The 23,284-nt window shown below is 64.2% G+C and carries 26 protein-coding genes; 10 read left to right on the forward strand and 16 right to left on the reverse strand.

The genetic code is table 11. The annotated features are described in order from the left end of the window. Window positions 1-737: 737 nt before the first annotated feature. The 7 genes from DYZ14_RS05975 to DYZ14_RS06005 all read right to left on the reverse strand — a co-directional run bounded on the left by DYZ14_RS05975 (window position 738) and on the right by DYZ14_RS06005 (window position 6,779). Entirely contained in the window at window positions 738-2,057 is a 1,320-nt protein-coding gene (locus DYZ14_RS05975; protein ID WP_154719856.1) for an Hsp70 family protein, read from the reverse strand. A 464-nt stretch (window positions 2,058-2,521) separates the two neighbouring features. After that, a complete protein-coding gene (locus DYZ14_RS05980) occupies window positions 2,522-2,716 on the reverse strand; it encodes a hypothetical protein (RefSeq protein ID WP_154720164.1) in 195 nt (64 codons plus the stop codon). Window positions 2,717-2,804: 88 nt separating this feature from the next. Next, the gene (locus DYZ14_RS05985; protein ID WP_154719857.1) at window positions 2,805-3,029 is read right to left on the reverse strand and encodes a hypothetical protein; all 225 of its coding nucleotides are present in this window, start codon (window positions 3,027-3,029) and stop codon (window positions 2,805-2,807) included. 161 nt (window positions 3,030-3,190) lie between these two features. Continuing rightward, the gene (locus tag DYZ14_RS05990) at window positions 3,191-3,979 is read right to left on the reverse strand and encodes an SDR family oxidoreductase (protein ID WP_154719858.1); all 789 of its coding nucleotides are present in this window, start codon (window positions 3,977-3,979) and stop codon (window positions 3,191-3,193) included. 185 nt (window positions 3,980-4,164) lie between these two features. Beyond that, window positions 4,165-4,917, reverse strand: coding sequence for a helix-turn-helix domain-containing protein (locus tag DYZ14_RS05995; protein ID WP_154719859.1), 753 nt, complete (start codon window positions 4,915-4,917; stop codon window positions 4,165-4,167). A 4-nt stretch (window positions 4,918-4,921) separates the two neighbouring features. Beyond that, entirely contained in the window at window positions 4,922-5,224 is a 303-nt protein-coding gene (locus DYZ14_RS06000; protein ID WP_154719860.1) for a putative quinol monooxygenase, read from the reverse strand. Between the two features lie 145 nt (window positions 5,225-5,369). Then, the gene (locus DYZ14_RS06005; RefSeq protein WP_154719861.1) at window positions 5,370-6,779 is read right to left on the reverse strand and encodes an FAD-binding oxidoreductase; all 1,410 of its coding nucleotides are present in this window, start codon (window positions 6,777-6,779) and stop codon (window positions 5,370-5,372) included. A 305-nt stretch (window positions 6,780-7,084) separates the two neighbouring features. Between DYZ14_RS06005 and DYZ14_RS06010 the strand changes: the two genes are divergently transcribed. Further along, window positions 7,085-8,749: an electron transfer flavoprotein-ubiquinone oxidoreductase gene (locus DYZ14_RS06010; RefSeq protein ID WP_154719862.1), complete on the forward strand. Its 1,665-nt coding sequence runs from the start codon at window positions 7,085-7,087 to the stop codon at window positions 8,747-8,749. Window positions 8,750-8,983: 234 nt separating this feature from the next. Next, the gene (locus DYZ14_RS06015) at window positions 8,984-10,090 is read left to right on the forward strand and encodes a branched-chain amino acid aminotransferase (RefSeq protein ID WP_154719863.1); all 1,107 of its coding nucleotides are present in this window, start codon (window positions 8,984-8,986) and stop codon (window positions 10,088-10,090) included. 94 nt (window positions 10,091-10,184) lie between these two features. Here DYZ14_RS06015 and DYZ14_RS06020 read toward each other — a convergent pair whose 3' ends face one another. Continuing rightward, complete coding sequence (locus DYZ14_RS06020) at window positions 10,185-10,580, reverse strand: DoxX family protein (protein ID WP_154719864.1); 396 nt, start codon at window positions 10,578-10,580, stop codon at window positions 10,185-10,187. 273 nt (window positions 10,581-10,853) lie between these two features. Here DYZ14_RS06020 and DYZ14_RS06025 point away from each other — a divergent pair, with 273 nt between their 5' ends. Continuing rightward, window positions 10,854-11,468 carry a L,D-transpeptidase gene (locus tag DYZ14_RS06025; protein ID WP_154719865.1) on the forward strand — a complete coding sequence of 205 codons (615 nt, stop codon included), beginning with the start codon at window positions 10,854-10,856 and terminating at the stop codon, window positions 11,466-11,468. 25 nt (window positions 11,469-11,493) lie between these two features. Here the strand turns inward: DYZ14_RS06025 and DYZ14_RS06030 are convergent, their stop codons facing one another. Continuing rightward, window positions 11,494-12,405 carry a DMT family transporter gene (locus tag DYZ14_RS06030; RefSeq protein ID WP_154719866.1) on the reverse strand — a complete coding sequence of 304 codons (912 nt, stop codon included), beginning with the start codon at window positions 12,403-12,405 and terminating at the stop codon, window positions 11,494-11,496. 125 nt (window positions 12,406-12,530) lie between these two features. On the opposite strand from DYZ14_RS06030, the gene DYZ14_RS06035 reads away from it, so the two are divergent. Continuing rightward, window positions 12,531-13,007: an Lrp/AsnC family transcriptional regulator gene (locus DYZ14_RS06035; RefSeq protein ID WP_154719867.1), complete on the forward strand. Its 477-nt coding sequence runs from the start codon at window positions 12,531-12,533 to the stop codon at window positions 13,005-13,007. Between the two features lies 1 nt (window position 13,008). On the opposite strand, the gene DYZ14_RS06040 is transcribed toward DYZ14_RS06035, so the two are convergent. From DYZ14_RS06040 to DYZ14_RS06050, 3 genes are all read right to left on the reverse strand, one after another. Beyond that, on the reverse strand, window positions 13,009-13,317 hold the full coding sequence (locus DYZ14_RS06040) for a type II toxin-antitoxin system RelE/ParE family toxin (protein ID WP_154719868.1): 309 nt from the start codon (window positions 13,315-13,317) through the stop codon (window positions 13,009-13,011). Between the two features lies 1 nt (window position 13,318). Then, a complete protein-coding gene (locus DYZ14_RS06045; RefSeq protein WP_154719869.1) occupies window positions 13,319-13,564 on the reverse strand; it encodes a type II toxin-antitoxin system ParD family antitoxin in 246 nt (81 codons plus the stop codon). Window positions 13,565-13,675: 111 nt separating this feature from the next. Next, a complete protein-coding gene (locus DYZ14_RS06050) occupies window positions 13,676-14,692 on the reverse strand; it encodes a zinc-binding alcohol dehydrogenase family protein (protein ID WP_154719870.1) in 1,017 nt (338 codons plus the stop codon). A 122-nt stretch (window positions 14,693-14,814) separates the two neighbouring features. Between DYZ14_RS06050 and DYZ14_RS06055 the strand changes: the two genes are divergently transcribed. Further along, window positions 14,815-15,228: a winged helix-turn-helix transcriptional regulator gene (locus DYZ14_RS06055; RefSeq protein WP_154719871.1), complete on the forward strand. Its 414-nt coding sequence runs from the start codon at window positions 14,815-14,817 to the stop codon at window positions 15,226-15,228. Here the strand turns inward: DYZ14_RS06055 and DYZ14_RS06060 are convergent. Both DYZ14_RS06060 and DYZ14_RS06065 read right to left on the reverse strand, forming a co-directional pair. Beyond that, a complete protein-coding gene (locus tag DYZ14_RS06060) occupies window positions 15,217-16,452 on the reverse strand; it encodes an MFS transporter (RefSeq protein ID WP_154719872.1) in 1,236 nt (411 codons plus the stop codon). The genes DYZ14_RS06055 and DYZ14_RS06060 overlap by 12 nt on opposite strands. A 4-nt stretch (window positions 16,453-16,456) precedes the next feature. Beyond that, entirely contained in the window at window positions 16,457-16,750 is a 294-nt protein-coding gene (locus DYZ14_RS06065; protein ID WP_154719873.1) for a hypothetical protein, read from the reverse strand. On the opposite strand from DYZ14_RS06065, the gene DYZ14_RS06070 reads away from it, so the two are divergent. Beyond that, window positions 16,740-17,660 carry a diacylglycerol/lipid kinase family protein gene (locus DYZ14_RS06070; protein ID WP_154719874.1) on the forward strand — a complete coding sequence of 307 codons (921 nt, stop codon included), beginning with the start codon at window positions 16,740-16,742 and terminating at the stop codon, window positions 17,658-17,660. The genes DYZ14_RS06065 and DYZ14_RS06070 overlap by 11 nt on opposite strands. A gap of 20 nt (window positions 17,661-17,680) precedes the next feature. On the opposite strand, the gene DYZ14_RS06075 is transcribed toward DYZ14_RS06070, so the two are convergent. Next, window positions 17,681-18,115, reverse strand: a complete 435-nt coding sequence (locus DYZ14_RS06075) for an RbsD/FucU family protein (protein WP_154719875.1) — start codon at window positions 18,113-18,115, stop codon at window positions 17,681-17,683. Further along, window positions 18,099-19,343, reverse strand: a complete 1,245-nt coding sequence (locus DYZ14_RS06080) for an ROK family transcriptional regulator (RefSeq protein WP_154719876.1) — start codon at window positions 19,341-19,343, stop codon at window positions 18,099-18,101. Before DYZ14_RS06080 ends, DYZ14_RS06075 begins: the two co-directional genes overlap by 17 nt. A 236-nt stretch (window positions 19,344-19,579) precedes the next feature. On the opposite strand from DYZ14_RS06080, the gene DYZ14_RS06085 reads away from it, so the two are divergent. The 4 genes from DYZ14_RS06085 (at window position 19,580) to DYZ14_RS06100 (ending at window position 23,252) form a co-directional block, all read left to right on the forward strand. Next, entirely contained in the window at window positions 19,580-20,605 is a 1,026-nt protein-coding gene (locus DYZ14_RS06085; protein ID WP_154719877.1) for a sugar ABC transporter substrate-binding protein, read from the forward strand. A 159-nt stretch (window positions 20,606-20,764) separates the two neighbouring features. Then, window positions 20,765-21,847: an ABC transporter permease gene (locus DYZ14_RS06090; protein WP_154719878.1), complete on the forward strand. Its 1,083-nt coding sequence runs from the start codon at window positions 20,765-20,767 to the stop codon at window positions 21,845-21,847. Next, window positions 21,847-22,629 carry an ATP-binding cassette domain-containing protein gene (locus DYZ14_RS06095; RefSeq protein WP_154719879.1) on the forward strand — a complete coding sequence of 261 codons (783 nt, stop codon included), beginning with the start codon at window positions 21,847-21,849 and terminating at the stop codon, window positions 22,627-22,629. The genes DYZ14_RS06090 and DYZ14_RS06095 overlap by 1 nt, the downstream gene beginning before the upstream one ends. Beyond that, a complete protein-coding gene (locus DYZ14_RS06100) occupies window positions 22,626-23,252 on the forward strand; it encodes a nucleoside triphosphate hydrolase (RefSeq protein WP_154719880.1) in 627 nt (208 codons plus the stop codon). The genes DYZ14_RS06095 and DYZ14_RS06100 overlap by 4 nt, the downstream gene beginning before the upstream one ends. Window positions 23,253-23,284 lie beyond the last annotated feature (32 nt).

Here is a 23,284-nt window from a genome sequence, read left to right on the forward strand (position 1 = left end):
TCGCGGCGGACACCCTCTTCTCCCCAGCGGGGAGAAGGTGGCCCGAAGGGCCGGATGAGGGGGGCGAAGCCGGGCCAGTGCATGCGGTCGGGGCAGGGGAGAGAGCAATCGGAGCAACGCAGCCCCATCGGCCGTGGCGCGCCGGGCTCCCCCTCACCCCGCCTCCGCTACGCTCGGCGGACCTCTCCCCGCTGGGGCGAGGAGGCCGGAAGCGTGGCGGCGGACGGCTCCCACGGATGCGAGGGGGCAGCAAGGGCCGCGGCGGGCACCCGCTTCTCCCCGTCGGGGAGAAGGTGGCCCGCAGGCTGGATGAGGGGACGAAGCCAGGCCGGTGGATGCGGCGGTCTCCTCTCCCCTGGTGGGAGAGGACGCGATTTCGGCATCTTGGGCCGAAGGCGCAAGTGTCAGAAATCGCAGGTGAAGGGGAAACGAGGCGACCGACTCCCTCTCTTGGAATTTCTAACACCTAGCTTCGCTAAGATGTTGAAATTCCATTCTCCCCCACCTGGGGGGAGAGAACCCCCTCTGGCCTGCCGGCCATCTCCCTACAAGGGGGGGAGAAGACCCGCTGCCAGGTTTTGGAAGCAGCCACCGGGATCGGCAATTAGCCACCGGGATTCAGCAATAGTTGCCACGGATGGCAATAGTCACCGGGGATGACTGAGATATGTCACGCTCGGCGGGTTAAGCCCTCCCCTTTGTGGGGAGGGTTTGGGAGGGATGGCGACGATCTCGTCTCATGCCACCCATTGCGCTATGTCGTCACGCTCGCCGATCAGCGCCAGGCCGTGGGCGATCGAGACGAGTTCGCCGCCGGTCTCGATGCGGTTTGCGTTGAAGCGGTCGGTGAAGATGCGGCGCACGGCCGGAACGAACGACGTGCCGCCGGTGAGGAAGACCTTGTCGATTGTGCCCGGCGTGTTGGTCGTGGTCAAAACCTCGTCGAGCGCCCCTTCGATGCGCGCCAGATCCTCGGCGATCCAGCCCTCGAATTCGGCGCGCTTCACCGACTTTTCCCCGGCCCGCCCGAGCGGCGCGAAGCGGAATTCCGCCTCGTCGGCCGATGACAGCGCCATCTTGGTGGCTGAGACCGCCTGGTAGAGCGGATAGCCCTCGTCATGTTCGACGAGATCGATGAACAGTTCGAGCTTGTCCGGCTCGAGGCTCTGGCGCACCAGCGATTTGAGGTCGGCATATTCGCGCGAGGACTTGAACACCGAGAGCTGGTTCCAGCGCGAGAACGAGGTGTAGTAATTGCTCGGCACGTCGAGCACCTTGTCGAAGCTCTTGAACTGGCTGCCCTTGCCGATTTCCGGCGCCACCAGATGCTCGATGATGCGGGCGTCGAACTGGTCGCCGGCAATGCCGACGCCGGAATAGCCGACCGGGGTGGCGGATAGCTTGCCGGCGCTGGTCTCGAAGCGGATCAGCGAATAGTCGGTGGTGCCGCCGCCGAAGTCGGCGACCAGCACGGTCGCATCCTGCTTGAGGTGCTGGGCGAAATAGAAGGCGGCCGCCACCGGCTCGTAGACATAGTGGATCTCGGGAAAGCCGAAGCGCGAAAGCGCCTCGTTGTAGCGGGTGATCGCCAGCTGCGGATCGGGGCTCGCGCCGGCAAAATGCACAGGGCGCCCGGCGACGATGCGTTTCGCCCCCGATGGCCAGCCCTCGCCGGCATAGGCTTCCAGGCGCCTGAGGAAGACCTCCATCAGGTCCTCGAACTGGAAGCGCCGGGCATGGATCAGCGTGCCCTGGAACAGCGCCGAGGCGGCAAAGGTCTTGATCGACTGCAGGAAGCGGCAGTCGCCCGGATTGTCGATGAAGGCGCGGATTGCCGCCTGTCCGGCCTCGACCTTCAGCGCGCCGGCACCAAGCTGGCGGTCCTTCATGAAGGACAGCGCCGTGCGCATGCTGTCGCTCGTCCCCGCCGGCGAGGAAAAGCGGATCGAATGGGTGGCCCCCGGACGGTCGGCGCCTGCGCTGTCGGCCCCCACGCTATCGGAAAGCGCCATCACCGTGTTGGTCGTGCCGAAATCAAGCCCCAGCGCATGAGCCATCGCCGCGCTCCCTCGTCGTCTGTCGGTTGTGAAGCCGGGCAGAGCCCGAAGATGAACAGGGCGCTATGAGCGCCCGCAGTGGAGAGGGCGCCTATTGCCATGAAGGGGAGGGGGAAGGCAAGGGGCGAGCGGTGAGGGTGATCACGCGGGTTTCCTCACCCCTCACTAACAAACCCCAGGACGTGGCTTTCGCCAAGTTCGTGGTTTCGTATCCTATCCCCTAAAGGGGAGGGGGTGTAAGGCGATGATGGCTTCTTCTCCCCCTTGGTGGGGGAGAATGGAATTTCAACACCTTAGCTGAAAGCTAAGTGTTAAAAATTCCAAGAGAGGGGGTGGTCACCTGGTTTCCCCCTCACCTGCGATTTCTGGCACTTACGCCTTCGGCCTAAGATGCCGAAATCGCTTCCTCTCCCACCAAGGGAGAGGAGGCCCCGCACGCCGCGCTTCCCGTCACTGCGACCGACCTACCGCCCCGAGCGCCGCGCGATCGCGATCAGCACCATGCCGACAATGGCGAGGCCGGCGCCATAGGCGATCCACGGGCTCTGGTCGATCATGAAGCTGGACGCGGGATAGGGAAAATAGCCGCTGCCCTGACCCATCCAGATGAGGCCCATCAGCACGGCGAGCGCGCCGAGCAGGGTGAGGATGCGTCGCATCGGCATGGCACGTGATCCTTCTGAAGCGCAACCGACCGCGCCGGCGGCGCGGCCGTGAATCTAGGTCCGACCTGGCCGGGCACGACCGTCAGTTTGCCGTCGAATGCTCCCGGCGCAGGAACCAGCGGGCGCCGACGAAGACCACCAGGCCGAAGGCTGCGACCAGCAAGCCGTTGATCGTCCACACGCTTTCGTTTGGCATGAAGTCAGTGCCGGGCAGGCGGAACAGGCCGGTACCATGGGCCACCCAGGCTATTCCGACAAGCAGCGTCAGGGCCCCGACGACGGTGAATAATTGGCGAATCTGCCCCAATAGTCTCTCCTCCCATGGAACAATTTGTCGCACCCACTATAGTCGAGTCTGAGCCGGACACCAGCGAAATCCCTCCGCTCATACTTGGGGGGCTAATAAAGCAAAAACCCCGCGAACACAGGGTGTCGCGGGGCTCCATCGGCCGGGTGTGCTGGCGTCGTTCAGATCGACTTTGACGCTCCGCCATCGACCCGCATCATCGTGCCCGTGACATAGGAGGCAGGCACCGAGCACAGGAAGGCGGCGGCGGCGGCAAATTCCTCGACCTTGCCGAGACGGCCGGCCGGGATCGACTTTACCGATGCGGCACGCACCTCGTCGACCGTCTTGCCGGCCTTCTTGGCATTGGCGGCGTCCAGTTCATCGATCCGGTCGGTATGAATGCGGCCCGGCAGCAGCATGTTGGCGGTGACGCCGTAGGAGGCGACCTCGGTCGCAAGCGTCTTGTTCCAGCCGACCAGAGCTGCGCGCAGCGTGTTGGACAGCGCCAGGTTGGGGATCGGCTCGAAGACGCCGGACGAGGCGACGGTGAGGATGCGGCCGAAGCCTTGCGTCTGCATCAGCGGCAGGAGTGCATTGGTGAGCGTGATGACGCGCACCACCATCGACTGGAAGAAATTGTAGAGCTTTTCCGCCGTCATCTCCTCGGCCGTGCCCGGGGTGGGGCCGCCGGTATTGTTGACCAGGATGTCGATGCCGCCGAGCTTGTGATGGACGGCGGCGAGCATGGTGTCGACGAAATTGGCGTCGGACAGATCCGCCTCGACCCAGTCGGCCTTGCCGCGGCCTTCGGCATTGATGGCGTCGGCATTGGCCTTCAGCTTGTCGGCGCTGCGACCGCACAAGAGCACATGCGCGCCCTCATCGGCGAGCGCCTTGGCAATGCCGAGCCCAAGCCCGCGCGACGAGGCGAGCACAAGCGCCCGCTTGCCCGAAATTCCGAGATCCATGTCTGTTTCCTTCCCTGGTGTTTGTGTCCGCCGCAAGCGGTGTCGGAGGGAAGGTTATAGGGTGGCCCGCAGCTTTGGGAAGGGAAAAGCGCGAGGGCGTCGCCTGGTTCGGACACCCTGTGGCGCCGTCGTGGTGCGAGCGCCGCGCGGCAGGCAGACGGCAGGAGCGGTCCCGGCGGGTCTTGTCAATCCCGGAAGCTCGCGCGGTACTCGCGCGGGCCCTTGCCCATCAAGTCGCGGAAGGCTGTATTGAAGGCCGACAGAGAATTGTAGCCGACGCCAAGCGCGATCTCGGTGATTGGCGCGTCGCTGGAGGCCAGCGCCTCGACCGCGCGGATCAGGCGGATGCGCCGAAGCGCCTCGCGCCAGGTCATCCCCATCTCCGTCGAGAAACGGCGGGCGAGCGCGCGGGGAGACTGGCCGGTGGCCTTGGCGATTTCGGCAAAAACGGGGGTGCCGTCAGCCAGTTCCTCGGTCAGTGCCAGCGCCCGGGCAAGGGCGGGGCTCGCCGGTGCCGGCAGCACGCAAGGGCTCGGCGTTTCGGCGAGTCTCATGCAAACGGCCACCAGCGTTTCGAAGATCCTCTGCGCATAGGGCGACAGCGGGCCGCTTTCCAGACCCCATTCGCGGCATTCGGCGATCAGTTCGCGGGCCAGCGGCGAGACATCGAACACCGACAGAACCTGCGGTGGAGGGGGTGCAAATGCGTGCGTATAGAGCACCGATGCGCAGGTCAGCCGGGACAGGATCGAAATCGTGATCGGATGGCCGGCCGTAATCAGTGCCGCGCGCGCTGGCGGCAGGGTCCAGCGCCGGCCGTTCGCTTCCAGCCGGATCGTTCCTTCCATCGCATAGAGCAGATAGTGCCGGTCCATCCGGAATTCGGAGGGGCCGGCGGGCTCGAAACTCTGGTGAAAACAATAGGCGTCCGGTCTCATGCGTTCAGTTTACCGTCTCGATCAGCCTCGCGTCAAAGCGACGGCTGACCGGCGCCGCCGTCATCAGGGGACGCAGGATCGCGGCTGTTTCGACAAATGCGGGCGAGGCGACATAGGCTGCAAAGTCTTCACCGCTTTGCCATTCGTGCAGCACGCCAAGACCCTGCCGGTCGGTCGGATCGAGGAATGGAACAAAGGCCAGGCAACCTTTCGTGGCGCGGATGGCGGGGGCGTTCGTCATCAGGATATCGAGCGCCTGCTGGCGGTCGTCTTCGGATACGCGGAAGCGCACATGGGCGACGAGCATGGGCAGTCCTTTCGGTGTCTCGCTTCAATGAGGGGAAGTGCTAACGGCATATCTTCCCGAAACCCATGATTGCCAGACGACGACCAGCCGCGCCAACGCGTAAAGGACAGCTATTTTCTCGGAACGGCCAGTTCCGCATGCAAAGTCAGAACGGCACCTTGCCCGGATTGAGGATCCCTTTCGGATCAATCGCCTGCTTGATCGTCCGCGCCAGCGCCTGCTTTTCCGGCGAGGCGAAGGTCTCGTAAGCGTGGCGTTTTTCGGTGCCGACGCCGTGTTCGGCGGAAAACGAGCCGCCGGCCTCGACGATGCCGGTGTAGATGGCGTTTTCCACGGCCAGAAGTTCGTCCACAGGCAACGGGCCTGGCTTGATCAGAGTGAGATGCAGGTTGCCGTCGGCGACATGGCCGTAGACATAGGCCTCAAAGCTCGGATCGATCGCCTTCAGCCGGGAGTCGAGGCCGGCGACATAGGCGTCGAGATAGGTCGGCGGCACCGAGATGTCGAAGGAAGGGGCGTGCGGGATCGCCGGATAGTAGAAGCCTGAATCCTCGCGAATGTCCCAGAACTTTTTCGCCTGGTCGAGCGACTGGGCGATCACGCCGCCCTTGAGGCCGGCCGGCTCCCAGAGCGTTTCAAGTCCCTGTTCCAGGGCTGCCGTCGCCGCCTCGACCGTTTCCGCCGAGACCTCGATCAGCAGGGCCGCGGCGCCGTCTTCCAGCCAGGAGAGATCGAAACCCTTGAGCGCCGCGCCGTCGCGGATATAGCGCGGCCACATCATTTCCGCGCCTTCGAGCGTCACGGAGGAGAGGCTGCGGAAATGCCGGATGACGGCAAGTGCTGCGGCCGCATCGGCCACGCCGAGAAAGGCGGTGGCGCGGGCGGGCCGCTGCGGCTCCAGCTTCAGCACCACCTGGGTGACAAAACCGAAGGCGCCTTCGCCGCCGATGAACAGGTGCTTGAGGTCCGGTCCGGCCGAGACTTTCACCACGCGGGTGAGGTCGGAAAACACGGCGCCGGACGGCAGCACCGCCTCGAGGCCGAGGACCTGGTGGCGCATCACGCCGTTGCGGAAGGCGAGAATGCCGCCGGCATTGGTCGAGACCATGCCGCCGATCGTGGCCGAACCGCGCGAGCCGAGGTCGATGCCGGTGGTCAGCCCATGGGCGGCGATCGCCTGCTGCAGCGTCTCGAGCGGCACGCCGGCCTCCACCACGACCGTCATTTCCTCCGGATGGATGGCGACGATCCGGTTCAGTCGGGCAGAGGAGAGGATCACCTCGCCGGCATGACTGACATTGCCGCCGACGAGACCGGTCAGCCCGCCCTGCGGCACGATGGCGACGTCATGCGCGGCGCACCACGAAACCAGAGCGGCTGCCGCCGCCGTCGAACCGGGCTGCGCCATCACGCCGCCGGCTAAATTCTCGGCATGTTCGCCCGGATGCCGGCCCTGCAGGTCTGCCGGACCAAGGATCAGGAGATCGGGATGAAGGCCGGCCAGCCTCTCCAGCAGTTCCGTCGCGGTGAACCGGGTTCCTGGTCTTTGGGGCATTCGTGCAGATCCTGTGTCGTCGGGCGTCGCGCGGTTCGAGCCCCTTCCGGCGATGTTTAGTTTGCAGCGGCGCCGGGGACAATCACCAAGCCGCGCAGGGGCCGAATTGGCCAAAGCCGGATCGGCTCCGGAGCGTTGATCTTCGGACGAAACATTGACGTTAACGTAAGCGTTAGATATTCTGTCCGGGAATATCGCCAAGCCATTATTTCGAGCCACGGCATGTCGCATCGCGGCTCGACAAGGCGCTTGTGTTTTGACAAGGAAGAGGCCGAAGACTGGGATCGGCCGAGCGGAGAGAGACGATGAGCGAGCAACTGGAACTGCCCGAACGCGAGAGCATGGAATTCGACGTGGTCATCGTCGGCGCCGGCCCTGCCGGCCTGTCGGCGGCAATTCGCCTGAAACAGGTCAATCCCGAGCTCACTGTCGTGGTCTTGGAAAAGGGCTCGGAAGTCGGCGCGCATATCCTGTCTGGCGCCGTGGTCGACCCGGTCGGCATCGACAAGCTGCTGCCGGACTGGCGCGAGGAGACCGATCATCCGTTCAAGACCCAGGTAAAGGACGACCAGTTCCTGTTCCTCGGACCGGCCGGCTCGATCCGTTTGCCGAACATGTTCATGCCGCCGCTGATGAACAATCACGGCAATTACATCGTCTCGCTGGGCAATGTCTGTCGCTGGCTCGCCACCCATGCCGAGGCGCTGGGTGTCGAGATCTATCCGGGCTTTGCCGCGACCGAACTGCTCTACAACGGTGAGGGCGCGGTGATCGGCGTCGCCACCGGCGACATGGGTATCGAGAAGAATGGCGAGCCGGGCCCGAACTACACCCGCGGCATGGAGCTGCTCGGCAAATATGTGCTGATCGGCGAGGGCGTGCGCGGTTCGCTCGCCAAGCAACTGATCGCCAAATTCGACCTGTCGAAGGATCGCGAGCCGCAGAAGTTCGGCATCGGCCTGAAGGAACTCTGGCAGGTCAAGCCCGAACACCACAAGCCGGGTCTGGTCCAGCACTCCTTCGGCTGGCCGCTCGACATGAAGACCGGCGGCGGCTCCTTCCTCTATCACCTGGAAGACAATCTGGTGGCAGTCGGCTTCGTTGTCCACCTGAACTACAAGAACCCCTATATCTACCCGTTCGAGGAGTTCCAGCGCTTCAAGACCCATCCGACGATCGCCCCGACCTTCGAAGGGGCCAAGCGCCTGTCCTATGGCGCCCGCGCCATCACCGAAGGCGGCTACCAGTCGGTGCCGAAGCTCTCCTTCCCGGGCGGCGCGCTGATCGGCTGTTCCGCCGGCCTGGTCAATGTGCCGCGCATCAAGGGCAGCCACAATGCCGTGATGTCCGGCATGCTGGCGGCCGACAAGATCGCCGAAGCCATCGCGAGCGGCCGCGCCAATGACGAGCCGGTCGAGATCGAGAACGAATGGCGCGCAACCGATATCGGCACGGACCTGAGGCGCGTCAGAAACGTCAAGCCGCTGTGGTCGAAGCTCGGCACCGCGCTCGGCGTCGGCCTGGGCGGTCTCGACATGTGGACCAATACCCTGTTCGGCTTCTCCTTCTTCGGCACGCTGAAGCACGGCAAGACCGACGCGGCCTCGCTTGAACCGGCCGCGAAGCACAAGCCGATCGCCTATCCCAAGCCGGACGGCGTGCTCACCTTCGACCGCCTGTCGTCGGTGTTCCTGTCGAACACCAACCATGAGGAAGACCAGCCGGTTCACCTCCAGGTCAAGGACATGGATCTGCAGAAGCGTTCGGAACTCGGCGTCTTCGCCGGTCCGTCGACCCGCTATTGCCCGGCCGGCGTCTATGAATGGGTGGAGAAGGATGGTGAACAGGTCTACGTGATCAACGCGCAGAACTGCGTCCACTGCAAGACCTGCGACATCAAGGACCCGAACCAGAACATCAACTGGGTGCCGCCGCAGGGCGCCGAAGGTCCGGTCTATCCGAACATGTGATTTTGAGGGTACGGAGGGCGTTTCGCCTCACTGAACCGAAGCAGGCATTGGCCCTGTCCACGCTGACGCGGACGGGGCTATTTCCTTGCCTCCCTTCCGAATCGCTCCCGCACGATGCGGGCTTGCCGTGGAGCCGCGCTCGGGCGTACCGATCCTTGGTCGTTCTGGCTTGAAAAATGCCCTGCAAAGGGGCAGTTTGCGCCGATGTTCAGGATCAGTTGAAAGCTTCCCTTCATGCCATCGAATTCCGCGCCGCTTTCCTTCGACATCAAGCCCAACGCCAACCCCATGCCCGAGGCAGACCGTCTCGCAGCCTTCGAGAACCTCGGTTTCGGTACGCTGTTTACCGATCACATGGCGGTGATCCGCTGGAGCGAGGGCAAAGGCTGGCACTCCGCCGAAATTACCGCCCGCGCGCCGTTCGCGATCGACCCGGCTTCGAGCGTGTTGCACTATGCCCAGGAAATATTCGAGGGCATGAAGGCCTACCGCACCGCCGACGGCCGCGCCGTGCTGTTCCGCCCGGAGGAAAACGCCCGGCGCTTCAACGAATCGGCGCGGCGCATGGCCATGCCGGAACTGCCGGAGGCCGATTTCCTCGCAGCGGTCGAGAAGCTGGTCGAGCTTGATGCCAAATGGATCCCCAAGGCCGAGGGTAGCAGCCTCTATCTGCGCCCCTTCATGTTTGCCAGCGAGACCTTCCTCGGGGTTAGGCCGTCGAAGGAATATATCTTCTGCGTCATCGCATCCCCGGTCGGGCCCTATTTCAAGGGCGGCGCCAAGCCGGTCAGCATCTGGGTGTCGCAGGACTATACCCGCGCCGCACCCGGCGGCACCGGCGCTGCCAAGTGCGGCGGCAATTATGCGGCAAGCCTCGTCGCCCAGGCCGAAGCCTATGCCAAGGGCTGCGATCAGGTCGTTTTCCTGGATGCCGCCGAGCATAAGTGGGTCGAGGAACTGGGCGGCATGAACGTGTTCTTCGTCATGGACGACGGCTCGATCGTCACCCCGCCGCTCGGCGGAACGATTTTGCCCGGCATAACCCGGAAGTCGCTGATCACGCTCGCCCGCGAAGAGGGCGTGACCGTCAACGAGAAGCCCTATTCCTTCGACGAGTGGAAGGCCGATGCGGCAAGCGGCAAGCTGAAGGAGGCCTTTGCCTGCGGCACCGCCGCCGTGGTCGCCGCCATCGGCACGGTTCGGTATCCGCAGGGCGAATTCCAGATCGGCGGCGGCGAGACCGGTCCGGTCACGACACGGCTGCGCGACGCGCTGGTCGGCATCCAGCGCGGTCAGAGCAATGACCGCCACGGCTGGATCCACGTCATCGACGGCGTCTGATCTGGCGGGGGCAATCGCCTGAAGACATGAGGCCCGTTCGCAGCGCGAACGGGCCTTTGTCATTTTCGGAGGTCTGCGGCGGGTGTCTGCGGCGCTACCGTTCCGCTTTCCATGCCACCACCATCAGCGCGCCGATGACGGTGATATGTTCCATCACCACGTAGAACTCGATCGTCTTGAACGGTTCTTCCATCGTCCAGAACGTGTGGGCGATCGGGATCGTCAGAGCGGTGAAGACGCCGAGCATGCCGGCCCCGAGCCAGGTCCAGCGATCAAGGATGATGAGCGCCGAACCGACGAGTTGCACGACAATGGTGGCGACGGCGAAGGCGGCGGGCGGGTTGAGACCGAAATGGGCCATCTCCCCGACGGCGCCTTGAAAATCGACGAGCTTGGCAATACCGCTCGCCCAGAACATGTAGGTCAAAACGACACGGGCGAGATAACCGAACCATGTCGTGGCAGTCATCGCAGTAACGAAATTTTGCATGAAAATATCCCCCTCGATTGCGGGGCGCAGTCTGCCAGTCCCTCAAGTATTGGCAATGGTCAAATTTAGCATGTTGCCGTCGTTTTCCCCTAGTCTCGCGGCGGCTTCGCCTTGCTGTGCAATCCGCCAGGTGTCACAGCGGTATAAGGGCCGGGGAGAGACCGGTTGCGAACTCCAACATGGTTAACCATCCCTTCAACGGCTTAACCGGGCGTTAACCATAAACTACCTAATCTGGACCCCGATATTCGACACTTCTTCTGGGGGCCTAGAATGACGATTTCCCGCCGCAGCCTGCTGATCGGCCTGCCGCTACTGCTTGCCGCTTGCCAGACCGGACCGAGCCAGCAGTCCATGTATGATGCGCGTCCGAATGAACCGCATCCGTTGAAGAAGGTGCCGATCGACAAGATCAAGCCGGAGCTGCGCCGCCAGGAGGTCGCCTATGAGACGAGCCAGCCGGCCGGCACGATCGTCGTCGACACACCGGCGCGCCGGCTCTATTACGTTCTCGGCAATGGCCGCGCCATGCGCTACGGGGTGGGCGTCGGCCGCAATGGCTATGCGCTGGCCGGGGTCGCCTCCATCGGCCGCAAGGCGGAATGGCCGAGCTGGACGCCGTCGCCCAATATGCTGCGCACCAATCCGGAAAAGAACATGAAATATGCTGGCGGCGTGCCGGGCGGCATCAACAATCCGCTCGGCGCCCGCGCGCTCTATCTCTATCGCGGCGGCAACGACACCATGTTCCGCATCCACGGCACCAACCAGCCTTGGTCGATCGGCCAGGCCATGTCGTCCGGCTGCATCCGCATGATGAACCACGACGTGATCGACCTCTATGAGCGCGCCAAGGTCGGCGGCCGGGTCGTGGTGCTGCAGGCCTGAGGCCTGCGTGCGATTGAAGCAAGCCTCAACGGCCGGCCCGCGCCGAGAGCAGGCCGGTCGACAACAGGACGCCGGCACCGGTGACCAGCGTCGCGACGATCGTCACGACGCCCAAGGGTTCGCCAAGCAGAAGCGCGCCGCCGATTGCCGCTGCAACCGGCGTGACGGCGGTATAGGCCGCGGCCTGCGTCCCGCCGAGACTGCGCACCGCCGCACCATAGAGAACGGTTGCCAGCAGGCCGGAGAGCAGACCCTGCGTGATGAATTGCAGCCCCGTTTCTGCGATTGGCGCGGTCAGCAGATGCGTGCCGAGGACGGGCAAGAGCGCAAGGTTGATGATCGTCGACCAGACGCAGATCAGCGCGCCGCCCTCGAAGGCCGAAAGCCCCGACTTGCGGAAGGCGTGGGTGTAGATCGCCCAGAGCGTCGCGCCGGCCGGCAGGACCGTATAGCTGACCCAGGACAGGCGGCCGGATGACAGATTGTCCACCAGCAGCAGGACGCCACCGGCCAGGATCGCCAGCATGCCGAGCTTGCGCATGCGGTCGGGTCGTTCGCCCAGAAGCAGGATGCCGATCAGCGCTGCCGCCAGCGGCATGACGCCGGGCAAGAGCACGCCGGCGGCAGAGGCGGGCGTCGCCTTCATGCCGAAGCCGACCAGTTGGAAGAACGGCGCGCCGGAACCGAGCACCATCAGCACCAACGTCCATTTCGGCGTGCCCTTGGGCCATAGCCCGGTGCGCAGCCAGAAGGGCGCAAGCAGGAGGGCAGGCACGCCGTAGCGCAGCAGGCTGAGGTCGAGCGCGGTAAGCGAGGTGCCGACGCTGTGGCGCGTCGAAATCAGCCAGGCCGCCCAGATCAGCACGACCGACAGGGCAGAGGCGGCGCCGAGGCCGGCGGATAGCGGAGGTCGGGTGGCGGGGCTGGCAGCGGTCATGAGGCACTCCTGGAAAGACGGGGCCAGAATAGCCTCGGCGCCCTTGGCGTGTCCTTGCCATTTACGCTTGCCTGATCGTCTTGATTGGCACAAAATTGCGTTGAAGGGTAACATAAGTTGTAGATATGCTAAAACTCGACAAATTCGATCTTGCCATCCTCGCGGCGCTGCAGGCCGATGCGCGGGCGACCAATGTCGAGATCGCCGAACGGGTCAATCTGTCGCCGTCTCCCTGCCTGAGGCGGATCCGCATGCTGGAGCAGGCCGGCATCATCCGCGGCTACCGCGCCGATATAGACCGGCGCGCGCTGGGCCTCGAGTTGACGGTCTTCGTCGCCTTCAAGGTGGCGCACCACACCCGTGAACATGCCCAAGCCTTCCAGCAGGCGCTGCAGGATCTGCCGGAAGTGGTCGGCTGCTACATGATTTCCGGCCATTCCGATTTCATGGCCGAGGTGGTCGTCGAGAATCTCGCTGCCTATGAGGCGCTTCTGACCGACAAACTGCTGGTCCTGCCGCATGTCACGGACATCCAGTCGAACTTCGCCATCCGCTCCGTCAAGACCGGCGGCCCGCTGAAGCTGCCGGCGGTCAAGGGGTGAGCTATTCCGTCTTACCGAAATAGGCGTCGATGTCGCGGTGTCCCTCCAGAACATTGATCACCTGGAAGTCGTCGCCCACATAGCGGAAGAAGATCATATAGGAGCCGAAGGCGACGCTACGAACATCGGGACGCAGTTCCGGCTGTGGCCGACCCATATTGCCTGGCAGGCTCGCCAAGTGTCGGCAATGTCCCCGTAGCTTTTCCACGAACTGCCTGGCCAGAGCGACGTCCCCGCTCTCGCGGTAGACATAATCGAGTATCGAAAGGAAGTCGGCCCTGGCGCTGTCGAGATAGCGGAGCCTGGCCAAGTCAGTCGTCCTTGGCGGTCAGTTGAGCGGCCTTCTTCTCAAGTTCAGCGTCCAGCGCCTCGTCGCTGATGTCGCCGCCGGCAGCAATCGAGCGATCAAGTGTTTCACGCAGCGCCGACAGTTTGGTTTCGCGTTCCTCGACCAGTCGCAGCCCTTCGCGCACAACTTCGCTCGCCGAGCCGTAACGCCCCGATTTTACAGTGTTTTCGACGAATTTTTCCCAGCGTTCGCCCAGCGAGACGTTCATGGCAGGCTCTCCGATTGCAAGAGAAAGCCTATATCGATAACAGAAATGACGCAATATTTGACATTGCTGGACAGGTTGCGAGGCGGAGCAAACCCCGCCTCGTTCCCGTGGTCAGAAGCCTTCGAGCACGATCTTGCCCTTGGTCCGGCCGGACTCGATCAGGGCGTGCGCCTTCTTCAGGTTGGCGGCGTTGATGGTGCCCAGCGTTTCGGTCAGCGTCGTGCGGATCTGGCCGCTGTCGACCAGTTCGGCGACGTGGCCGAGCAGCTTGTGCTGCTCGATCATGTCCGCCGTCTGGAAGACGGCGCGGGTGAACATCGATTCCCAGTGGATCGACACGGCCTTGCCCTTGAACGGCATGACGTCGAAGCCGCCCTTGATTTCGTCGATGATGCCGAAGCGGCCCTGCGGCGCGATGATCGCCAGCAGATCGGCGGCATGCAGGTCGCTGCGGGTGACCGAGAAGACGAAAGCCGGTGCGCCGATGCCGAGTGCCGCATATTGCGGCGAGAGCGCATTGCTGTGATCGAGCACGTGATGGGCACCGAGATCCTTGACCCACTGGCTGGTCTCGGGCCGCGACGTGGTGGTGATGATGGTGAGATCGGTCAGCGTCCGGGCGAGCTGGATCGCCATCGAGCCGACGCCGCCGGCGCCGCCGGTGACCAGCAGGGCGTTATTGGCGCCAACCACTTCATCGCGCACCTTGAGGCGATGGAACAGCATTTCATAGGCGGTGATCGCGGTCAGCGGGATCGCAGCCGCTTCGGCGAAGCTCAGGCTCTTCGGCTTCAATCCGACGATGCGCTCGTCCACCAGGTGGAATTCGCTGTTGGTGCCCGGGCGGTTGATCACGCCGGCATAGAAAACCTCGTCGCCGGGCTTGAACAGGGTGACGTTTTCGCCGACCGCCTTGACCACGCCCGAGGCGTCATAGCCGAGAATGCGGTGCTGGCCGGGTTCCGGCTGTGCGGCGGATCGGACCTTGGTGTCGACCGGATTGACCGAAACCGCCTTGACCTCGACCAGCAGGTCATGGCCCCTGGCCTCCGGAACGGGGAGGTCGATATCGACCAGCGAGGTCTCCGCAGCGATGGGTTGGGGTGTCTGGTAGCCGACGGCGCGCATGGACAGTCTCCTTGAAGGTTTGCACGTCCTTCAATTGCTACGTATATTCTCACGATGCAAGAATGCACATTTTCTGTCTATAGGGGCATAAAATGTATGTAGTATCAAAAAGGATACTGTAGATGTCCCGCCCGCGCGCCAAACTGACGAACAATTTCCCCGGCTGTCCGGTCGAATCGACCCTGAGCCTGCTCGACGGCAAGTGGAAGGGCGTGATCCTCTATCACCTGCTGAACGACGGTACGCTGCGCTTCAACGAGCTCAGGCGCAGGCTCTCCGCCGTGACCCAGCGCATGCTGACCAAGCAGCTGCGCGAGCTGGAGGAGGCCGGCATCGTCGCGCGCAAGGTCTTTGCCGTCGTGCCGCCGCGGGTCGATTATTCGCTCACCCCGCTCGGCCTGAGCCTTGAGCCGGTGATCCTGGCGCTCGACACCTGGGGCAAGGGCCACGTGAAGTGTCGAAACGGGGTGAAGACCGTTGCCCTCCCGGACGAGGCGGCGGATGCTGTCGATGCGGTTGCGCGCTCAGCGGCCTGAACTGCGCTTCTCGATCATGACCGAGACCAGGAAGATCACCAGCCCGAGCGCCGACAATGCGGCGCCGACAAAACCGGTCGCGCCATAGCCATAGCCCCAGGTGATGACGAGGCCGCCGAGCCAGGCGCCGAGTGCATTGGCGATGTTGAAGGCGGAGTGGTTGGACGCCGCCGCGAGCGTCTGGGCATCGGCCGCGACATCCATCAGCCGGGTCTGCACGGCCGGGCAGGCGGCAAAGCCGCAGCCGGTGAGAAACACGCAGATGCACAGCATGACGGGATCATGCGCCGTCAGCGAAAAGATGCTCATCAGCACGACATTGAAGGCCAGCATGCCGCCGATCGTGCCCTTCAGCGAATAATCGGCCATGCGGCTGCCCACGACATTGCCGACATTCATGCCGATGCCGAACAGCGCCAGAACGATCGCCACCATGCTGGCCGGAAGGCCGGCGGTGTCGGTGGTGGTCTTGGCGATATAGCTGAAGATCGAAAACATGCCGCCAAAGCCGACGGCGGCGACGGCGAGCGTCAGCCAGACCTGCAGCCGGCCGAAAGCGCCGAGTTCGCGGCGGATGCTGGCGCCGTCGGCCACCTTGTCCTTCGGCAAATAGAGCGCAATCAACACGACGGTCAGCACGGCGATGGCGCCGACCATCAGGAAGGCGGCCCGCCAGCTCATCATCTGGCCGAGCAAGGTGGCGATCGGCGTGCCGATCAGGGTGGCGATGGTGAGCCCGAGCATGACGCGGCCCACGGCGCGGGCGCGACGATGCGGCGGCACCATCGATGCGGCGACCAGGGCCGCCACGCCGAAATAGGCGCCGTGCGGCAGGCCGGTGATGAAGCGCAGTGCGGTGAAGGAGAGAAAGTCGGGCGCCAGCGCGCTCATGACATTGCCGATGGCGAACACGCCCATCAGGGCCAGGAGCAGGGTGCGGCGCGACAGCTTGGCGGCGAGAACCGCAATGATCGGCGCGCCGATCACCACGCCGAGCGCGTAGGCACTGATCACCCGGCCGGCCTCGGGAACGCTCACGCCATAGGTCGTCGCCACCTCCGGCAAAAGCCCCATGATGACGAATTCGCCGGTGCCGATGCCGAAGCCGCCCGCGGCAAGCGCGATCTCGATCAGGATCATCATCAGCGGCGTCAGCGCCGGCGTTGCGGCGGCCGTCTCGCCGAGGGTTCCGATATCGGGACGAAGGGCAGTACAGTCGGTCATGCGATCACCTTGGGTCGGCCGCTTCGTTGCGGTCGAGGAAGGGCAGGGAGGAGCGGTCTGGTGTGAAGGCATCCGGGTGTGCCGGTTGCGGGAATCTGTCTGGAATTGATTTGGCGACTATCATGTTTTTGTGCGGCGCGGCAAAGGCGACGTGCCCGGCCGCTTGATTTTCGCCCTGCGTATCCCGATCTTGAGGGTGGCGGCGAAACCATTCCCGGCACGCCGCGTTGATTTGTGCTGCCCGCAACTGCGGAATTCCTGCCGGATGGCGGAGCGGAAAAGGATCCATGAAACTCAAAGCGGTATTCAATCGGGACGGCGGCACGTTCAAGACCACCGACATGGACGCCTATTGCGCCCGCGCGGACGAGATCTTCCGCGCCGCCGGCCATGAGATCTCCTTCGACGTGGTGGCCGGGCGCGACGTGGTGGAGCGGCTGGAGGCGTCGGCACGCGAAGAGGGGCTGGACGCGCTGATCGCCGGAGGCGGCGACGGCACGATTTCGGCGGCCGCCGGCATCGCCTGGAAGGCGGGGATACCGCTCGGCGTCGTCCCGGCAGGAACGATGAACCTCTTTGCCCGCTCGCTGAAGCTGCCGCTCGATATTCACGCAGTTCTTGAGACGCTTTCCGAGGGGCGGGTTCAGTCCGTCGATATCGCAACGGTCAATGACCGTCCCTTCGTTCATCAGTTTTCCGCCGGCCTGCATGCCCGCATGGTGCGCATGCGCAATGCCATGGATTTTGCATCCCGACTAGGCAAGATGCGGGCGAGCACGCGCGCGGCGCTCGGCGTCATGCTCCGCCCGTCGCGTTTCGAGGTCGTGTTCGACATCGACCATGACGGGCGAAACGAGCATCGCGTGGTTTCGGCGATTTCGGTATCCAACAATCCGTTCGGCGAGAACCCGCTTTTCTTCGCGGACGACCTGACCAGCGGCAAGCTCGGCGTCTATCTGGCGGATCCGTTGAAGCCGGTCGGTGTTGCCAAACTGGCGCTCGACATTCTTCGCGGTCGGCTGAAGGACAACGAGGCCGTCAACGCCACCACCGCCGAACGCGTGAGACTGCATTTCCCCAAGCGCCGCCACGGGGCGCTCTGTGTCGTCGACGGCGAATTGCTGCGGATGCCGCGCGATGTCGACATCCGGGTGCATGCCGGAGAACTCAAGGTCCTGGTGCCCGCGGCGGCTCCGCCTTCGGCTTGATCGCAAACCGTCGTTCCCGGCTATGTCTGCGGGTAGATCACACCCTTGCGCAGGATGATGTTGGCATAGAGGACCGGCTCGCCCGTCTGGACCACCGTATGGGCAGCCTTGACCCTTTTGTAGAAATCCTGGCCGACCAGCGGCACCACCCGGCGTTCGGGTTCATGCCGGGCGCAGCAGGCGATCATCTGCTGGTGGATCGGGTCGAGCCGCTCGGCGTCCGCGCCGACGGTCGAGCGGAAGATCGCCTCGGGCACGAAATCGTCGATCGGCAGCACGGTGAGGATGGCGTTGATCACGGCGACGATGCCATGGCCGTCGAGGCGGACCAGGCGCCTGGCATGCTCGAGGGCGGGGTAATTGCCGTCGACGACGGCGATCTCGTCGCCATGGCCCATGGCGCGCAGCGTCGCCAGCAGATCGGGGCTCAATAGCGGGTCAATTCCCTTCAGCATGGTCGATTTCCTTGAACAAGACGGTCTGGTCGATGAGATAGCGGGCAAAGATCGGCAGGCTGGCGCCGCCGATGGCGCGGGCTTGCGCACCGACCGCGCCCTCGATGATGTCGGGAAAGACAATGCCCTGCAGGTCCAGCTTGCCGATCTCCTCGATCGTCGCCCTGACGAGTCGGGCGCGCACCCAGTCCGGGAAGCCGCCGTCGATGATGGCGGCGGAAAAGTCGATGATCGACGAGGCCGCGACGATCGCCTGGGCCAGCGCTGCGGCGCAGTCGCGGACCCAGATGTCCAGCGGCTCGCCGAAATCGATCCATTGATCGGCGGCATACCACAGCGGCTGCGGATCGATGCCGCGCTCGCGCAGCAGTTTTTCAAGGACGAAGATCGAGGCGATCTCCAGCAATTGCCGGGTTTCGCCATGCTTGTTGCGCACCGGCAGCGGGCCGATCGCGCCGGCGGTTCCGGTTCTTCCGACGAAGACCGAGGAGTTGAGCACGATCCCGCCACCGATGAAGGAACCCACATAGAAATAGACGAAATCCGGATAGCGAGGACCGACGCCGAACACCAGTTCGGCGCCGCAGGCGCTGGTGGCGTCGTTTTGCAGGTAGACCGGATAGGGCAGGCGGCTCGCCACCTCGGCCTGCAGATCAAAGCCGCGCCAGGCCTCCATCGCACCGTCCGGCGCGCCGACCTCGCGCGCCCAGTTCCACAGCTCGAAGGGCGCGGCAATGCCGACCCCGGCGATGGCGCTGCGCTGCGAGGCTGAAAGCTCCTGCTGCAGTTCGCCGATCCCCCTGACCACGAAGTCGAGGATTTCGGCCGGATTGGGATAGGGATAGGTCAGGTGACGGTTGAGGCGGATCGCGCCGACGAAGTCCATGAGGACGAGATCTGCGCTGCGTCGGCCGATCTTGACGCCGAACGACAGCACCGCATCGGGATTGAGATGCATCGGCACCGAGGGCTGGCCGACCCGGCCGCGCACGGGCTTGCCGCGCACCAGCAGGCCGTCTTTTTCCAATGCCCGCATGATGACCGACACGGTCTGGGCAGATAGACCGGTGAGCCTGGCGATCTCGGCCTTCGATATGCCGCTGTTGCGCCGGACATGCGACAGCACCAGCCGTTCGTTATAGGCGCGCACGCGCACCTGGTTGGCGCCGCCGGCAGTGGTCGACGGCGATTGCTCGCTTGCCCCGCCCGGGCCTTCCGACACTGCCATGGCCGCTCCTCCTTCGGTCGCTCCCGGCTGTCTTATAGATCGTGGCTGCCAGCATGTCACAGCGAATTAATAATTCAACTGGATTTATTTATTGACAATAAGGAAACCCTGATGTTCTTAATGGGGCGTGGAGGAATGGCGGGCTCGAAGAGGATCGCCCACCCGGCGTGGGAGCGCATCGGGTCCACGTTCACGGTCCGGAGGGTCCGGATCTGTCGTTTTTCGGGAGGAATCACATGAAGAAGTCTCTTTTCGCCGCCTCGCTTGCTGCCCTTGCCCTCGGCACCGTTTTGGCGGCTCCGGCGAGCGCCGCCGACGTTTCGGCCTGCCTGATCACCAAGACCGACACCAACCCCTTCTTCGTCAAGATGAAGGAAGGCGCGACCGCCAAGGCCGCTGAACTCGGCGTGACGCTGAAGTCCTATGCCGGCAAGATCGACGGCGATTCGGAAAGCCAGGTCGCCGCCATCGAAACCTGCATCGCCGACGGCGCCAAGGGCATCCTTTTGACTGCGTCCGACACCAAGGGCATCGTCCCGGCCGTTCAGAAGGCCCGCGACGCCGGCCTGCTGGTCATCGCCCTCGACACCCCGCTCGAGCCGATCGACGCCGCCGACCAGACCTTTGCCACCGACAACCTGCTGGCCGGCGAACTGATCGGCAAATGGGCTGCCGCCACGCTCGGCGACGCCGCCAAGGACGCCAAGATCGCCTTCCTCAACCTGACCCCGTCGCAGCCGTCGGTCGACGTGCTGCGCAACCAGGGCTTCATGAAGGGTTTTGGCATCGACGTTGCCGACATCAACAAGATCGGCGACGAGAGCGATCCGCGCATTGTCGGCCATGACGTGACCAACGGCAACGAGGAAGGCGGCCGCACCGCCATGGAAAACCTCCTGCAGAAGGACCCGACGATCAACGTCGTGCACACCATCAACGAACCTGCCGCTGCCGGCGCCTATGAAGCGCTGAAGGCCGTCGGACGCGAGAAGGACGTGCTGATCGTTTCGGTCGACGGCGGTTGCCCGGGCGTACAGAATGTCGCCGAAGGCGTGATCGGCGCGACCTCGCAGCAGTATCCGCTGCTGATGGCCTCCATGGGCATCGAGGCGATCAAGAAGTTCGCCGACACCGGCGAGAAGCCGGCCGCAACCGAAGGCAAGAACTTCTTCGACACCGGTGTGGCGCTCGTCACCGACAAGCCGGCCGCCGGCGTCGAGTCGATCGACACCAAGACCGGCAAGGACAAGTGCTGGGGCTAAGCCCTGACTTGATCGTGATCGCGTCGGCAAAGCGGCGCGGGGGAACGTCAGGTCCCCCGCAACGCGCGATCACGGTTCACGCGATCGGCCCATAGGGCTAAGGGCCGGTCGCTCAAATCCAGCAGAGACACGCGCGGGACAGCCAGGGAGGACGATGCGATGCAGTCTGCAGATCCGGTTTCGCAACCAAGCCAGGAATTCGAGAAGGTACTGACCGGGAGTTCGACCCAGGTCGCCTCCTTCGATACCCATGACAAGACACCCTTGCAGAAGTTCCAGCACTTCCTGCATTCGAGCCCGGCGGCGGTGCCGCTGATCGTGCTGGTGCTGTCGCTCGTCGTGTTCGGCGTGGTGCTCCAGGGGAAATTCTTCTCCGCTTTCACGTTGACCCTCATTCTGCAGCAGGTGGCGATCGTCGGCATTGTCGGCGCCGCCCAGACGCTGGTGATCCTCACCGCCGGCATCGACCTTTCCGTCGGCGCCATCATGGTGCTGTCGTCGGTGGTCATGGGCCAGTTCACCTTCCGCTACGGCCTGCCGCCGGCCCTCGCCGTTCTCTGCGGCCTGGCCGTCGGCGCGGCCTGCGGCTGGATCAACGGCCAGTTGGTCGCCCGCATGAAGCTGCCGCCCTTCATCGTCACGCTCGGCATGTGGCAGATCGTGCTCGCCTCCAACTTCCTCTATTCGGCCAATGAGACGATCCGCAGCCAGGACATCGCGGCCAACGCGCCGATCCTGCAGTTCTTCGGCCAGAACCTGCGCATCGGCAGCGCCGTCTTCACCTATGGCGTGATCTTCATGGTCCTGCTCGTGGCACTGCTCTGGTACGTGCTCAACCGCACTGCCTGGGGTCGCCATGTCTATGCCGTCGGCGACGACCCGGATGCGGCGGAGCTCGCCGGCGTCAACGTCAAGCGCATGCTGGTCTCGGTTTACACGCTGTCGGGCCTGATCTGCGCGCTCGCCGGCTGGGCCCTCATCGGCCGCATCGGCTCGGTTTCCCCGACCGCCGGCCAGTTCGCCAATATCGAGAGCATCACGGCCGTGGTGATCGGCGGCATCTCGCTTTTCGGTGGCCGCGGCTCTATCCTCGGCATGCTGTTCGGTGCTTTGATCGTCGGCGTCTTCTCGCTCGGCCTTCGCCTCATCGGCACCGATCCGCAGTGGACCTATCTCTTGATCGGCGTCCTCATCATCACCGCCGTGGCAATCGACCAGTGGATCAGAAAGGTAGCAGGCTGATGGCTCAGGAACCCATTCTCACCGCTCGCGGCCTCGTCAAGCGCTACGGTCGCGTCACCGCCCTCGACAATGCCGACTTCGACCTCTACCCGGGCGAGATCCTCGCTGTCATCGGCGACAACGGTGCCGGCAAGTCCTCGATGATCAAGGCGATCTCCGGCGCGATTGCGCCGGACGAGGGCGAGATCCGGCTGGAAGGCCAGACCGTGCAGTTCCGCTCGCCGATCGAGGCGCGCAAGGCCGGCATCGAGACCGTCTACCAGAACCTTGCGCTCTCGCCGGCGCTGTCGATCGCCGACAACATGTTCCTCGGCCGCGAACTGCGCAAGCCGGGTATCATGGGCAGCGTCTTCCGCTCGCTTGACCGTCCGGCCATGGAGAAGTTCTCGCGCGACAAGCTCTCCGAGCTCGGCCTGATGACCATCCAGAACATCAACCAGGCGGTAGAGACGCTGTCGGGCGGCCAGCGCCAGGGCGTGGCCGTTGCCCGCGCCGCAGCCTTCGGCTCCAAGGTCATCATTCTCGACGAGCCGACGGCGGCACTCGGCGTCAAGGAAAGCCGCCGCGTGCTGGAACTCATCCAGGACGTGCGCTCGCGCGGCATCCCGATCGTGCTGATCAGCCACAACATGCCGCATGTCTTCGAAGTCGCCGACCGCATCCACATTCACAGGCTCGGCCGCCGTCTTTGCGTCGTCAATCCGAAGGACTATACCATGTCCGACGCCGTGGCCTTCATGACCGGCGCCAAGGAAGCCCCGAGCGAGGCACTCGCCGCATGAGCCTTAAGGCTGACGACATTACCGCAACCATCATACGGCGCGCCGAAGGGGCGCGCCGTTTTCTCGTGGCGATCGCCGGGCCGCCGGGGGCCGGCAAGTCGACGCTCGCCGAGCGCCTGGCCGAGATACTCTGCGCGCGCGAAGAACGTGCGGTGGTCCTGCCGATGGACGGCTTCCACATGGACAATGGCATCCTTGCGGAACGCGGCCTCTTGCCGCGCAAGGGCGCGCCGGAAACCTTCGATGTGCGCGGCTTTGCCGACATCGTGCGCGCAGTGAGGGCAGGGGACGAAGACGTGCTGGTGCCGGTGTTCGATCGCGACCGCGAGATCGCCATCGCCTCGGCCCGCAGCATCGCACCGCAGGACCGCATCGTGCTGGTCGAGGGCAATTACCTGCTTTTGGACCGGGCGCCGTGGTCCGGCCTGGCGCCGCTTTTCGATTTTTCGATTTTCGTTTCCCCCTCCATGGAGGAGTTGGAGCGACGGCTGACGGCCCGCTGGCAGGGCTACAATCTCGACGCCGCAGGCATCGACTGGAAGCTCAACGGCAACGACCTGCCCAATGCACGGCTGGTCGTTGACAATAGCCGTCCGGCCGACTTGAGCATCGGCGACTTCTGAACCGGCCCGCAAAAGGCAAAAAGGGCCGCCCC

The sequence above is a fragment of the Ciceribacter sp. T2.26MG-112.2 genome (assembly GCF_900492205.1).
GTDB lineage: Bacteria > Pseudomonadota > Alphaproteobacteria > Rhizobiales > Rhizobiaceae > Allorhizobium > Allorhizobium naphthalenivorans_A.

Excerpts from the sequence above, each read along its gene's own strand:
- DYZ14_RS05975 (WP_154719856.1), bottom strand. The coding sequence starts at position 2,057 with ATGGCTCATGCGCTGGGGCTTGATTTCGGCACGACCAACACGGTGATG.
- DYZ14_RS05980 (WP_154720164.1), bottom strand. The coding sequence starts at position 2,716 with ATGCGACGCATCCTCACCCTGCTCGGCGCGCTCGCCGTGCTGATGGGC.
- DYZ14_RS05990 (WP_154719858.1), bottom strand. The coding sequence starts at position 3,979 with ATGGATCTCGGAATTTCGGGCAAGCGGGCGCTTGTGCTCGCCTCGTCG.
- DYZ14_RS05995 (WP_154719859.1), bottom strand. The coding sequence starts at position 4,917 with ATGAGACCGGACGCCTATTGTTTTCACCAGAGTTTCGAGCCCGCCGGC.
- DYZ14_RS06000 (WP_154719860.1), bottom strand. The coding sequence starts at position 5,224 with ATGCTCGTCGCCCATGTGCGCTTCCGCGTATCCGAAGACGACCGCCAG.
- DYZ14_RS06005 (WP_154719861.1), bottom strand. The coding sequence starts at position 6,779 with ATGCCCCAAAGACCAGGAACCCGGTTCACCGCGACGGAACTGCTGGAG.
- DYZ14_RS06010 (WP_154719862.1), top strand. The coding sequence starts at position 7,085 with ATGAGCGAGCAACTGGAACTGCCCGAACGCGAGAGCATGGAATTCGAC.
- DYZ14_RS06015 (WP_154719863.1), top strand. The coding sequence starts at position 8,984 with ATGCCATCGAATTCCGCGCCGCTTTCCTTCGACATCAAGCCCAACGCC.
- DYZ14_RS06020 (WP_154719864.1), bottom strand. The coding sequence starts at position 10,580 with ATGCAAAATTTCGTTACTGCGATGACTGCCACGACATGGTTCGGTTAT.
- DYZ14_RS06025 (WP_154719865.1), top strand. The coding sequence starts at position 10,854 with ATGACGATTTCCCGCCGCAGCCTGCTGATCGGCCTGCCGCTACTGCTT.
- DYZ14_RS06030 (WP_154719866.1), bottom strand. The coding sequence starts at position 12,405 with ATGACCGCTGCCAGCCCCGCCACCCGACCTCCGCTATCCGCCGGCCTC.
- DYZ14_RS06035 (WP_154719867.1), top strand. The coding sequence starts at position 12,531 with ATGCTAAAACTCGACAAATTCGATCTTGCCATCCTCGCGGCGCTGCAG.
- DYZ14_RS06045 (WP_154719869.1), bottom strand. The coding sequence starts at position 13,564 with ATGAACGTCTCGCTGGGCGAACGCTGGGAAAAATTCGTCGAAAACACT.
- DYZ14_RS06050 (WP_154719870.1), bottom strand. The coding sequence starts at position 14,692 with ATGCGCGCCGTCGGCTACCAGACACCCCAACCCATCGCTGCGGAGACC.
- DYZ14_RS06055 (WP_154719871.1), top strand. The coding sequence starts at position 14,815 with ATGTCCCGCCCGCGCGCCAAACTGACGAACAATTTCCCCGGCTGTCCG.
- DYZ14_RS06060 (WP_154719872.1), bottom strand. The coding sequence starts at position 16,452 with ATGACCGACTGTACTGCCCTTCGTCCCGATATCGGAACCCTCGGCGAG.
- DYZ14_RS06070 (WP_154719874.1), top strand. The coding sequence starts at position 16,740 with ATGAAACTCAAAGCGGTATTCAATCGGGACGGCGGCACGTTCAAGACC.
- DYZ14_RS06075 (WP_154719875.1), bottom strand. The coding sequence starts at position 18,115 with ATGCTGAAGGGAATTGACCCGCTATTGAGCCCCGATCTGCTGGCGACG.
- DYZ14_RS06080 (WP_154719876.1), bottom strand. The coding sequence starts at position 19,343 with ATGGCAGTGTCGGAAGGCCCGGGCGGGGCAAGCGAGCAATCGCCGTCG.
- DYZ14_RS06085 (WP_154719877.1), top strand. The coding sequence starts at position 19,580 with ATGAAGAAGTCTCTTTTCGCCGCCTCGCTTGCTGCCCTTGCCCTCGGC.
- DYZ14_RS06090 (WP_154719878.1), top strand. The coding sequence starts at position 20,765 with ATGCAGTCTGCAGATCCGGTTTCGCAACCAAGCCAGGAATTCGAGAAG.
- DYZ14_RS06095 (WP_154719879.1), top strand. The coding sequence starts at position 21,847 with ATGGCTCAGGAACCCATTCTCACCGCTCGCGGCCTCGTCAAGCGCTAC.
- DYZ14_RS06100 (WP_154719880.1), top strand. The coding sequence starts at position 22,626 with ATGAGCCTTAAGGCTGACGACATTACCGCAACCATCATACGGCGCGCC.